At 51.1% G+C, this 12,746-nt stretch carries 7 protein-coding genes; 2 read left to right on the top strand and 5 right to left on the bottom strand.

What is annotated here, in order from left to right; genetic code table 11:
- Nucleotides 1-361: 361 nt before the first annotated feature.
- Both HY774_22390 and rpoD read right to left on the bottom strand, forming a co-directional pair.
- Nucleotides 362-1,594, bottom strand: a complete 1,233-nt coding sequence (locus HY774_22390) for an ABC transporter permease (protein MBI4751238.1) — start codon at nucleotides 1,592-1,594, stop codon at nucleotides 362-364.
- Nucleotides 1,595-1,703: 109 nt separating this feature from the next.
- Complete coding sequence (gene rpoD / locus HY774_22385; GenBank protein MBI4751237.1) at nucleotides 1,704-3,362, bottom strand: RNA polymerase sigma factor RpoD; 1,659 nt, start codon at nucleotides 3,360-3,362, stop codon at nucleotides 1,704-1,706.
- Nucleotides 3,363-3,767: 405 nt separating this feature from the next.
- On the opposite strand from rpoD, the gene HY774_22380 reads away from it, so the two are divergent.
- A complete protein-coding gene (locus tag HY774_22380; GenBank protein ID MBI4751236.1) occupies nucleotides 3,768-5,198 on the top strand; it encodes an L-seryl-tRNA(Sec) selenium transferase in 1,431 nt (476 codons plus the stop codon).
- Between the two features lie 122 nt (nucleotides 5,199-5,320).
- On the opposite strand, the gene ligA is transcribed toward HY774_22380, so the two are convergent.
- Together ligA and HY774_22370 are read right to left on the bottom strand one after the other, a co-directional pair.
- Nucleotides 5,321-7,438 carry an NAD-dependent DNA ligase LigA gene (ligA, locus tag HY774_22375; GenBank protein MBI4751235.1) on the bottom strand — a complete coding sequence of 706 codons (2,118 nt, stop codon included), beginning with the start codon at nucleotides 7,436-7,438 and terminating at the stop codon, nucleotides 5,321-5,323.
- 194 nt (nucleotides 7,439-7,632) lie between these two features.
- The gene (locus tag HY774_22370; GenBank protein MBI4751234.1) at nucleotides 7,633-10,110 is read right to left on the bottom strand and encodes a hypothetical protein; all 2,478 of its coding nucleotides are present in this window, start codon (nucleotides 10,108-10,110) and stop codon (nucleotides 7,633-7,635) included.
- Between the two features lie 346 nt (nucleotides 10,111-10,456).
- On the opposite strand from HY774_22370, the gene HY774_22365 reads away from it, so the two are divergent.
- Nucleotides 10,457-12,142: a DUF4139 domain-containing protein gene (locus tag HY774_22365; GenBank protein ID MBI4751233.1), complete on the top strand. Its 1,686-nt coding sequence runs from the start codon at nucleotides 10,457-10,459 to the stop codon at nucleotides 12,140-12,142.
- A gap of 147 nt (nucleotides 12,143-12,289) precedes the next feature.
- Here HY774_22365 and HY774_22360 read toward each other — a convergent pair whose 3' ends face one another.
- A complete protein-coding gene (locus HY774_22360; GenBank protein MBI4751232.1) occupies nucleotides 12,290-12,742 on the bottom strand; it encodes a hypothetical protein in 453 nt (150 codons plus the stop codon).
- Between the last annotated feature and the right edge of the window lie 4 nt (nucleotides 12,743-12,746).

The raw sequence follows: 12,746 nt of genomic DNA, 5'->3' as shown, positions 1-12,746 counted from the left end.
AACTGGTATAAGTATGTTGGCGGTTCAAAAGCGCACGTCACACAACTGACCTTGTCAATTTGCGTGCCAAACCCATTCATTGCTTTGTAGTCGGGGGTATCTTATTGGAAAGAAGAGCTTTATGTGTGGATTGGACTCTATTGGGCAGTTTGGGGAATCAGAAGGAGGGAGAGGTATGTCTCTGAGGTATGGTCTGTTTTGTGTCGGATGACTCAAATTGTGACTGTAGGTTCTGGGGTTCTGAAGGAATGAGGGATAACTGAAGAAGGATGACAAAAATCACTTTGTATCCTGTCCCCTTGTCATTCTGTCAGAGTTCAGGTTTTCAGAACCCTGAACCCCGAACCCTGAACCCTGGTATTTATTCGGCCCGGAGGGCTTCAATCGGGTCGAGTTGGGCGGCCCGGTTGGCTGGGTAGACACCAAACACAATACCGACCAGCGACGAAACCGTAACACCAAGAATCGCTGACCAGGCTTTGACGGCAATTGGAAAGGCCGTGTAGATCGAAATCAGATAGGCCAATCCGAAACCGCAAAAGATGCCGATTAAGCCTCCAATCGCCGAAATGACCACGGCTTCGGTCAGAAATTGCCATAAGACATCAACCCGGCGGGCACCCATGGCCTTGCGGATGCCAATTTCGCGAGTGCGTTCGGTGACTGAGACCAGCATAATGTTCATAATCACAATGCCGCCGACAATGAGCGAGATTCCCGAAACGACAAAGGAAACCAGGTAGATATTGCGGGTTGCATCGGCATAGAGATCGAGAAAAACCTGTGAGCTTTCAATGGCAAACCCGTCATCTTCGTCCCGAAACGATTTCTGCCGCCGAATGCGCATCAGCGTGCGGACTTCCTGTTCGGCCTGGTCAATGCGCTCGGTACTGATCGCGGCAATAATGATATTAATTGACCCGCCTGTTCCATACACACGGCAAAAGGTCGAAAAGGGAATCATGACGAAATTGTCACGCGAGAACCCAAAGAGTGATCCATACCGGGTTGAAATCCCGATGACGGTATAGGGCCGACCAGCAATTTTTATTTCTTTGCCGAGCGGATCTTTTGAAGGGAAGAGATTGTCAACCACGTCCCACCCAATAATGCACACATTGCGGGAGCCCTGGGCTTCCTGGTCGGTAAAAATGCGGCCTGCGTCAAGGGTGAGTGACTCAATGGTTGGCACGTTTCCCGAAATGCCTCGAATGATGACATTCTCTGATTTTTCGTGTTCAAACTTGACCGTGCCAATGGTGGTGAAATCCCATCCGACCTGATCACACTCGCGACAGCGGTCAGTGACAAATCGGGCATCATCTTCAGTGATATCTTTGCGTTTTTGGAACCGTAACAAATCATCCCGGCTGAGAATGATTTGCGGAAGTTTTCGAACCGAAAAAACATTTGAGCCCTGGCTGGCAAAGGTTTGGGCCACTTTTTGATTGAGTCCTTCGATCACGGTGACCACGGCAATGACAGCCGTCACCCCAACCACAATTCCAATCAAGGTGAGGATAGTGCGGAGTTTATTGGCGGAAAGGCTCACAAAAGCTTGTTGGACAGATTCCCAAAGCGCAGCGGAAAACATGGGGTGTTCAAAAGGAGAGGAGGGGGAGGCTGGTGGTGGTTGGTATTTTCAGACAATGCGACAAACAAAAATCAGGCCAGACTGTGAAGTCTGGCCTGAACGGTTCAGGTTATCGCCAATCGTCGTCAAAGAAGGTTTTTAACTTTCGGCTCCGTGATGGATGGCGAAGTTTGCGTAACGCCTTGGCTTCGATTTGCCGGATGCGTTCGCGGGTGACGGCAAAGTGGCGACCGACTTCTTCGAGGGTTCGTTCCTGTCCGTCATTATCAAGACCAAACCGCATTTTGAGGATTTGGGCCTCGCGTGGGGTGAGGGTGTTGAGAACTTCAAGGGTGGCTTCCCGGAGCCCCTTGCCGACGATCATTTCCGCCGGGTTAAGGCTGTTGCGGTCCTCGATAAAGCTTCCCAGGTTTGATTCGCCGTCATCCCCAATCGGCGTTTCAAGGCTGATCGGCTCCTGGGCGATTTTGAGCGCCTGGCGAACTTTAACCACCGGCAGATCGGTTCGCTGGGCAAGTTCCTCGTGCGTTGGTTCGCGGCCAAGTTCCTGAACCATCAACCGCGCGGTGCGCACGATTTTGTTAATGGTTTCAACCATATGCACTGGCACCCGGATCGTCCGCCCTTGATCGGCAATGGCTCGGGTAACGGCCTGCCGGATCCACCAGGTGGCATAGGTAGAAAATTTATATCCACGGCGATAGTCAAATTTTTCAACCGCCCGCATCAGGCCGATATTGCCTTCCTGAATCAAATCGGCAAATTGCAGCCCGCGTGACCGGTTGATGTAATTTTTGGCAATTGACACGACCAGACGAAGGTTGGCTTCGATCATTTCACGGCGTGCCTTTTCAGCTTCGGCTTCGGCGGAGATGATTTGTTTGAGCGAGCGTTTGATCTCAACCGTGGTTGAAACATAGCGTTGCTCAATTTCCGAAAGGCGTTTTTTCGCCAGCCGGATTTTCTTCTTCATCTCGTTTTCATCCACTCGTTTCTTTGAAGCGAGCGCTTTTTCAGCGCGGGTGACCTGATCTTCGAGTTCCAGAATCTGACGGACCACGCCTTGAATGCGATTGGTAAACTCCCGACGCATCTGATTTGAAAACAGAATCGTCCGGATGACTCGTGACAGTTCGATTCGGCGGCGGGACAATTTCCGCAGCAACCGGCTCATTTTTTTGGAATTCTTTTGCTCTTCCTGGATCTTGACGGTTTCTTTGCGGATTTGGACCACCAGTTTGGTGACCTGTTGAAACTTTTCAACCGTTTCTTCGAGATATTTTTGTTCGTTTTCGAGTGTGATGTCTTCCGCCACTGAGTCTGACGTGTCAATGACCGCGCGGATGCTCAATTGTTCGTGGACAAGTTTTTCAGCGAGTTCTTCGAGTGCTTCGGCCACGATCAGGGATCGGGCATGCGCTTTTTGGAGTCGCCGGCGACCCCGCTCGATTCGTTTGGCAATGGCGACCTCATCTTCGCGAGTCAGCAATGAAACATTGCTCATCTCACGCAGATAGAGTGTCATCGCATCAAGTGACCGGTCTGCTTCGGAGGCTGAAAGATCAGGTTGTGGGGCCGCGAGGGCCTCGGTTACATCTTCGGCATCTTCAATTTCTTCAACTTCTTCAGTGTCACTTTCCCAAACGAAATCGTCATCATCCGCAGTGGTTGAATCTATTTCTGCTAAAAATTTTTCGAGATCCAAACTGGAGACCATATTGTCCCCACTGGTTGGATCACCTTCCCCATTCATATAATCGTCTTTCAAGTTTGACCTCACGATGTTTATCCCTTCCCAAAAGCCAAAAGACCAACCGGTAAGGGAAGGTCTTCAGTTTTTCGGTAACAACCAACAACCAACTCTGCAGTAAGGTGTACTACAGAGACAACGACAGATTGACAAAGCCTTGGGCAGCCTTTTAGTATACGCGTTTATTTTAGAAAAAACAGCCAAAAAACCGAATCTCCCTCAAATTGATTGATTTTCTTTGGTTTCCTGGTGTGCATTTGATTCAAGTTGTCAGGTTTGATTGTTTCTCCCACCTCCTTTGGACGCCAAACCCACTGGTAAAGTTTCCGGAAAACCTGCGTTCTCATTTCCCAAATGCAGGAAATGTTCTCGGCGCTGTTGTACTAGGAATGTCTTTGCCGTAAGAGACCTGACATGTCACCTATGCCTTCAGAAATCCAGCAAATTCTGAGCCAGATACCTTCCGTTGAGCGAATTCTTTCCCGATTAGAATCCAATTCAACATTCCGGAAGCTCATTGATGCCGGGCGGCGCGAGCAAATTCGGGATATTGTGCGCCAGCTTTTGGATGATATCCGTCAAGAAGTTCGCTCCCACCAGATTACGCTTCCTGGCACGGCTGAAGCTCTTTTGGATCTGATTGATAGACGACTGTTGGCACAATGGGAACAGTCCCAAATGCCCCAACTCCGGTCAGTGATCAATGCCACCGGGGTTGTGCTGCATACCAACCTGGGACGGGCGCCATTGGCCGTCAATGCGTTGACAGCCGTCATCAATGTGTCACGTGGATACTCAAACCTGGAATATGACCTGGGAAGTGGAAAGCGAGGGCAACGCCATTTGCATTGCGAGGCGGTGCTGCAAAAGATTCTGGCCTGTGAATCAGCCGTTGTGGTGAATAACTGTGCGGCGTCTGTATTACTCACATTAGACACGTTTTGTCAAGACGGAGAAGTTTTAATCTCGCGTGGAGAACTCATTGAGATTGGCGGCGGGTTTCGCATTCCGGACGTGATGAAAAAAAGCCGTGCCCGGTTGGTTGAAGTCGGAACGACCAATAAAACCCGCCTTTCTGATTATGAACAGGCGATTTCACCCCAAACGCGAATGATTTTACGCGTCCATCCGTCCAATTTTCGATTGATTGGATTTAGCCAGAAACCTGAACTCGCTGAACTGACGACCCTGGCAAAACAACATAACCTGCTGTGTTTTGAGGATCTTGGCAGTGGGGCCCTGATTGATCTGACACCTTTTGGGATTGATGAACCGCTGGTCAAAAACTCGATTGCCGCTGGTGTTGATCTGGTCGCTTTCAGTGGAGACAAACTCCTGGGCGGACCCCAGGCTGGAATTATTGCTGGTCGGCGTGACCTGGTCAGCCAAATCAAAAACAACCCGCTGATGCGAGCCCTTCGGGTTGATAAAATGGTGTATGCCGCTCTTGAAGCAACGCTCCGATTGTATCTCGACGGTTTAGCCGCCGAAGAAATACCGGCGCTGGTCGCCTTAACTGCCACGCCAGAACAATTAGCCCACCGAGCCCGGCGGCTGGTTCAACGTGTCAAACGAAAGGTGAAGGCGTCAAAACTTCCGATTTCAATCACGCTCCAGCCGGGATTTTCTCTGGTTGGCGGCGGTTCAGCGCCACAGGTCAAGCTTCCAACCACATTGATTGGGCTGCAATCAACCACACTTTCAGCCGTTGAACTGGAAGCCCGGCTCCGATCAGCTTCGACGCCAGTGATTAGTCGGGTGGAACATGATTTTGTTTTTTTGGATCTGCGAACCGTCTCACTGGCAGACGAAAAACACCTGGAAGCCGCCTTGCTTTCCATCGGAGTTGAATGACAGGATGACAGGATGACAGGGTGACAGGGTGACGAAAAGGAAGGGCGCTGTTGCTTTGAACCGCGCCCTCTTCGAAAACCCCGAACCCCGAACCCCGAACCCCGAACCCCGAACCCCGAACCCTAACCCTGGATCATTTCCAGAAAAGCGGCTTCATCAATCACGGTCACGCCAAGCTTTTGGGCTTTTTCAAGTTTCGAGCCGGCTTCGGCCCCAGCCAGGACAAAATCGGTCTTTTTACTGACGCTCGAAGTGACACGTCCTCCGTGGGCCGTGATGAGCGCCGAAGCCTGATCCCGAGACATGGTTGGAAGTGTACCTGTCAAGACAAACTGTTTCCCGGCAAGAACTTGTGAGCCAGTGGCCAGGGCTGGCGCATCGGTTTGGGTTTTGAGGCCAGCGGCTTTGAGTTCGGCAATCAGGTCCTGATTTTTGGGAGTTGTAAACCAGCTCGCGACCGCTTCGGCCATAATGCCGCCAATTTCATGAATGTTTTCCAAATCGGCTTGCCCGGCTGAGGCAAGTTTGTCGAGATCGCCAAAATGCCGCGCCAAAACCTGGGCTTTGTGCTTTCCAACGTGTGGAATGCCCAGCGCATGAAGCAATCGCGCCAGACCAGCCTGTTTGCTGCGTTCGAGTTGTTCGAGTACGTTTGAGGCAGACTTGGTCGCCATGCGTTCCAGGTTGGCCAAACTGAACAGGTCCAGTTTGTAGAGATCGGCTGGGGTTCGAACCAGATTCCGGCTCACCAGTTGATCAACCAGAACTTCCCCCAGGCCCTCAATTTTCATCGCATCGCGGCTGGCGAAGTGCAAAATGGCGCCTTTGATGACCGCCGGGCAGGTTTCAGACGGACACCGGAGGGCGACTTCACCTGGATTTCGCATCAGTTCAGTTGTGCAAATCGGACAATTGGTCGGGAATTCAACTTTCGGAACATCCGATGTGCGTTGATCGGGCAGGGAATTGACCACTTGTGGAATGATTTCGCCCTTCTTTTCAATCACCACCAGATCACCAATTCGAACATCCAGCCGCTCGATTTGATCGGTGTTGTGCAATGAAGCCCGGCTGACGGTGGTTCCGGCCAGGAGGACCGGCTCCAGTTCGGCCACCGGAGTCACCGTTCCTGTGCGGCCAACCTGCCAGGTGATTGCATTCAGACGGGTTGTCGCCTGACGAGCCGCAAATTTATAGGCCACAGCCCAGCGCGGCGCTTTGCTCGTAGTGCCGACTTCGGCCTGGACATCGGTTGAATTGACTTTGACCACGACACCATCAATTTCATAATCAAGTGTTTCGCGCTTGCTTTCCATGTCGTTGCAAAAGACAACCACATCTTCCAGTGTCGTACAGGCGCGGCTGAGGGGGTTGACCTTGAACCCGTGTTCGCGCAACCAGTTCAGCATTTCCCAATGGGTGCGAAACGGCTTGGCGCCATCCACAATCAGGTCATAACAGAAAATATCAAGTTTGCGTTCGGCCACCACGCGTGGATCAAGTTGCCGGAGTGTGCCCGAAGCGGCGTTACGTGGATTGGCAAATGGTTCGTGACCATCGGCTTCGAGTTCATCATTGATTTCGCGAAATGAAGAAATTGGCAGGTAAATTTCCCCACGCACTTCAAAACTTGGAAATTGGAGGGCTGGCGCCGATTCGGTTGAAAGGGCAAGCTTTGGATCGTCAAAGAGCGATGCCTGGTGGGGTGTTTCTCCCCTGGTTTCCAGGACCGAAGCTTTTGGCGTCCGAATTTTGAGCGGGACACTGCGAATCGTACGCACATTGTCGGTGACGACATCGCCGGTTACCCCGTCGCCTCGGGTGACGGCACGTGCGAGCGCATTGTTTTCATAGATCAATGAAATGCTCAAACCGTCAATTTTCAGTTCGGCAACATACTCATAAGAAGATTCAGTCAGCTTGCGGCACCGGGCATCCCACTCCTTTAACTCCTGGATCGAGTAGGTGTTGTTGAGCGACAGCATTGGGCGCTGGTGTTTGTAGGACTCAAACCCTTCAACCGCTCGCCCTGAAACACGTTGTGTCGGACTGTCAGGCGAGATGAGTTCCGGATAGGTTTCTTCGATTTCCTGCACCCGCTTCATCAACTGATCATAGTCATAATCACTGATTTCCGGCTGGCTGCGGACATAATAACACTCATCGTGATAGGCGATTTCTTCACGCAGGCGAACAACTTCCTGCTGGGCTTCGGCAAGTGTGAGTTTGGGAGATGACATAAATTGAAGAGTGAGAAAGTGACAAAGTGACAGAATGACAGGGTGACAAAGTGACAGGGTGACAAGGTGACAAGGTGACAAGGTGACAAGGTGACAAGGTGACCAAGTGACAGGGTGACAAGGTGATACCTTGATAGTTGCCTCTGTCATTCAGTCACCTTGTCATTTGGTCACCTTGTCATTTGGTCACCTTGTCAGTTTTTCGCTTTGACCTTGAACGGGGTCGAAATGCCTTCGCCAATATTACCGGCAACGTCACGGGCAGTCACTTTCAGGCGTGCTTTTTTGATCTTTTCATTTGGAATCGTCACTGAAAATGAAGTGGCTGAGCCACTGATGCTGGTTGCCAGTGAGGTCGCAAAGGTCGCGCCATCATCTTTGGAGAGTGAAATTTCGTGACCTGCCAATCCTACGTTATCGCTTGACGTCCAGGAAACCGAAAGTGAGGTGCCGCCATTGACCTTTTTGGTCGAAGCGTTAGGCGAGGTGACCGTGACGACTGGTTTGACCGTGTCGTTTGAGCGAAGCGTAAAGTCAGCATCTGAAACATCCTGGGCCATGTTTCCGGCGGCATCACGGGCAGAGACTCGAACTCGTGCCGTGGTTGACACCAGTTGTGCCGGGACCGCAAACACAAAGCTTTGTGCTGTGCCGGCAAGTCCAGCCGCCACTGACGTTCCAAATGTGCCGCCACTGTTGGTTGAAAGCTCAACTGTGTGGCTGGCAAGGGCGCCGTTGTCGCTCGAACTCCAGGTGATGGTTAGTGAATCACCCGAGGTGATGGTTTCACCGCCGTTGGGTGACACCACACGGACGGTTGGTGCCGTGAAATCACCCTCACTGGCATTTGGAAGAGCCGTGACTTCGTTTGAAGGACGGCTTTCACCGGTGTTGTAGGTGGCCGTCACGACATAAAAATAACTGGTTTTGCCATCAGCGGGAGACGGACGATCTGAAAATGAGGTGATTTGCGGGGTGAAGCTTCCCAACCGGTTTTGAGGCACGGCTTCAACCGGCGAAGTCTTGGACCGGTAAATGGTGTATCCTTGAAGGCTTGCCGTTGAGCTGCTCGTAGCGGCTTTCCAACTCAAGCGAACTTGCGGACCGTTGACCGTGGCGGCCAAATCGGCTGGTGGTTGGAGCGGCGGAATCGCCAGGGTAAAGTTCTGAGCACTCTGAACGGTTGTTTGTAAGAGTACCCCGTCCGTTGCGGTAATCTGAATTCGAGCCTGGGTGGTTGGGAAAATTGGCACATTCCAGGTGAATTGATTCACTTCACCCGCCAGTCCAGTTGAAATCGAGCGGGGGAAGGTGGCACCCCCATCGGTTGAAAGGGCAATATCCTGAGACACAATCAACCCGTTGTCGCTGGAGGTCCAGGTAATGGTTGATTGTTGACCGACAAACACGGTTTCGCCGCCATTCGGTGAAATAATGGAAACGGTGGGTGGCGCGGTGTCACCACCAGTTTGCCCAGCCATGCGAAATCCCATCAAATCGAGGGCACGCAGATCGTTTTCAGTAATGATTGAGCGATCTCCACTGCCCAGGGTTGGATCCATAATCCCAATGCGTCGGCCCAGGATGCTGTCGTCTTTCCAATGGCTTGCCTGTCGGCGGTCACCTCCGCTGGCATTTGGAGCACCGGTTGACAGTGATAATCCTTTAAGGTCGTTTCCGGAGAACAGAATCTGTGTTCCGCCCGTCAACTGAAGTCGTTCGGCTGAGGTAAATTCGCTCAAAGTGATTTCATTGCCAAAGCGATACAGATCCCAAATGGTTGGAACTGGAACTGTGCCGCCCGTTAATTCGGTTAATCCCACATTGGATGTAAACCCAAGCGCGTGACCGATTTCGTGGACGGTGACGGCATCAAAGTCAGTTTGGCCAGATCCGATTCCGTTTTCAGGTGAAAAATCAAAATTAAAATTAGAATTAAATCCAATCGAAGGTGCCCCACCGCCAGTTTCGCTGGCGGCAATTGGGGCTAACCCAACGGCGCGAGCGACCGTTACGGGGAGTTCGATGCGGGTTGCTGGACCAATTTCGGTCGGGAGGGCATCTTCCGGCAAGGCGCGGTAGATTGTTTCATCAGTTGTTCCAATGGCACCGGCAATCAGCCGTTTGCGCAGTTCGCTATAGGAAGCCGCTGTGTCAGAGGTAAATGTTGACCCAATGACTCCCGAACCAAACGGGACGCCAAACCGGGTTGGGCCATAGTCAACGTCCAGCACCATTGTGATTGGGGTCTGAATGACGGCTTCCCACCGGGCAGCGGCATTAAAAAACGCCTGCTTGGCCTGCTGATTTTCTTCGAGTTGATCGGTGCCACGCAAAATGATTTTCAGTCCGGTTTGTTGCCGGTTGGCTTCGGGGCGGTTCAAAACGTGGAGTTTTTGCGCTTCCTGCCCACGCTTCATCAGCATGGTTTCAGAGGGTGACGTTTCGCGGCAGCCAGTCACGCCATTGCCGTCGCCATAGAGTACAAACCCACGGTCAATGAGTGAGGTTGCGGCAAGATCACCTAAATCGGCAGGCTGAGTTGAAGGGTTGGAAAATTGGGAAGATTGCGAGTTTGCTTGAGTGAAGCAAGATGAGAGCGGGAAATTTGAAAAAAGACTGCTGCTGACCAGAAGCAGCGCCAAACCGAAGACAGACAAAGAACGGCGCACGTGCAGAATACCTCGCGAGAAATATGATTAATTGAACTGGATGGGATAGATAGAAAGTCAGTGTTGGTACTGAGCCCCAAATTATGAAGGTGTTGTGCCTGTTGGTCAACCTGACGCAGTGCGTTGTGTGCCCGAAATTTCCAACAAAATGAAAATCTGAAATCGCGAATCCTGACACCGGGAGAGAGGTGGCTGTAAAATCCAACTGTTCACGAGGCTTGTCTGGGAAAAATCCAGATTTCTTGGAACGAATTTCCATTTTTAGCGAGCAATGTGATGTCCCACGCCTTAGAATCAATTCAGCAAGTTCAAGCAGTTCAAAAACTATCCACAAAAGGGGAAAGTTATGCGTTTCAAACAAGCTCTGGTTTCAGGGTTGTTGGTTCTGGTGTGTCTTTCATCAGTAGCGATTTTAGGACAGGAAAAACCGGCCACGCCACCGCCTGACACGAAACCGGTGTCGTTGGCGGTATTTAAAAACGGCCTGGGATTTGTGGTTCGACAGGGGAAAATCAATCTGGTTGAAGATGGGTGGGGCACGATTCATACCGTGCCGAATGCCACGTTTGGTTCGCTCTGGCTGGCACCTGGTGATCCAGGAGTCATCCTTGAAGAGGTGATTGCTTCACAAGGAGATGTGACAAAACCAAAGTCTGTCCAATCGCTGGCTGAGTTACTCGAAGCAAATGCTGGGAAAATGGCCAGCATCACCGTCAATGACAAAGTGTATTCTGGAGAAATCCTTTCATTTCAAGATGCGCCCGAGGCGACTCCGCTCCGAAATACCAGGGATGGTGGAACTTCCTACAATTACTTGCCGGCCCCGGTTCCCTCAGAACTTTTTCTCATGAAAATAGATGGAAAAGTAACGGCCTTTCGTCATTCGCAGGTCCAGTTCATTTCATTCGCCAGCGCTCCCGTTACCAAACTGGAGACCAAAGAAAAAACAAAATTATTAAAGTTCAGAGCCAAAGGCGCCACCAGTACTGCCTCCGTCACAATGGGGTATTTGCAAAAAGGCATGGGCTGGACGCCATCCTATCTGGTTTCACTCAAAGACGACAAAACCGCCCAGGTCACGATGCAGGCGGTGTTGATCAATGACATGGAAGATTTGCTGGATACGGATGTCTTTTTCGTCGTCGGCTTCCCAAATTTTGCCGTCTCGGATATTCCGTCGCCGATGACGCTGCAGCAAACGCTGGCTGAATTTATGTCGAGCCTGCAAAGCGGGGGCAGTTCCTCGTCCTATGCCTATGGTCGGCTGGACAATGTGCGAACCAATCGAATTATGGCTCAGCAGGCCAATGCCTATGATGCGGACGACACGGAACTTGACTACAGCACGACCGTCAATGAACTGGAGGGCAATTCGGAAGAAGATCTCTTTCTCTACAACCGTCAGCACGTCAACCTGAAAAAAGGCGAACGGGGAACTTATAACGTCTTTTCAAGCGAAGTCCCCTATGAGCACGTCTATCAGTGGGATGTATCCAATATTCTGCAAATTGATGATGATGGGAATATTAACCGTTCAGCCGCTCCAAAAGCTGAAGATCAAGTGTGGCACTCGCTTCGGTTAAAAAATGTGTCGAACGTTCCCTGGACGACAGCGCCAGCCATGACCATCTCGGGAAACAAACCGATTGCTCAGGATATACTCAACTACACACCGAAAAGCGCCAGCACGTTGTTGAAATTGACGGTGGCGACGGATGTGCGGGTTGAACGCCAGGAGTTGGAAACCGAACGGGTGCAGAATGCGAAAAAACGCTATGGGTATGACTATGACGCCGTGACCGTCACCGGCACGCTCAAAGTGAAAAACTTCAAACCCACAAACATCAAACTTTCAATCAAGAAAACAGTTCGCGGCGAAGTCATCACGGCGGCTGAATTGGGCAAACCCGAAAAACTGGCGGTTGCGATTCAGGCCATCAACCCAACCTCACGCATCACGTGGGACATTCCACTCAAACCTGGCGAGGAAAAGACAATTCAGTACACTTACAAGGTATTTGTCCGACCGTGAAATCTTGGGGCTGAGGGCTTGGGGCTGAAGACTCGAAGACTCGGAGCAAAGGAAGGGATGAGGGATGAAGGATGAGGGATGAAATAAAACCAATTCTTCAACCCAAAGTCTTCAGCCCCCAGCCCTGAGCCCGAAGTCTTTAGCCCATTACCTGGCTTTCTGATACAAAGCTGACAGATCCATCGAGGTGGCTTTGTGCTGACTGGCCATCGAAACATACATATTGGCCAGATAATCTTTTCCGGTTCCCAGCACAGTACTGATCATGCCCAGGGCTTCTGGGTATTTTTCCGCTGGAAGGTCCGTCAGAATGTGTTTCCAGATCACCTCTTCCATGACATTGAAAGCCATTTGAACTTCGGAAAGGTCAAATCCAGTGGTAAAGCGTTCCTCAGCCAATGTCTTGATGTAATTGAGCATTGGAACCATGTCATTTTGTTCAATACATTGAGTCATCAAGTCATAGAGCCGGATCAGATACAATCGCCGTTGGGTGTATCCAGCTTCGTCATAATGAGAGAGCCGGGCCTGATTCAGGATTCCGAGGGCTTCGGTAATCAGGTCGTTGCGTTTAAATTCAAGCAGTTGAGGTAAATTCATAGTG

The sequence above is a fragment of the Acidobacteriota bacterium genome, assembly GCA_016208495.1.
Classification (GTDB): domain Bacteria; phylum Acidobacteriota; class Blastocatellia; order Chloracidobacteriales; family Chloracidobacteriaceae; genus JACQXX01.
This window is presented reverse-complemented; position numbering and strand designations above follow the sequence as displayed.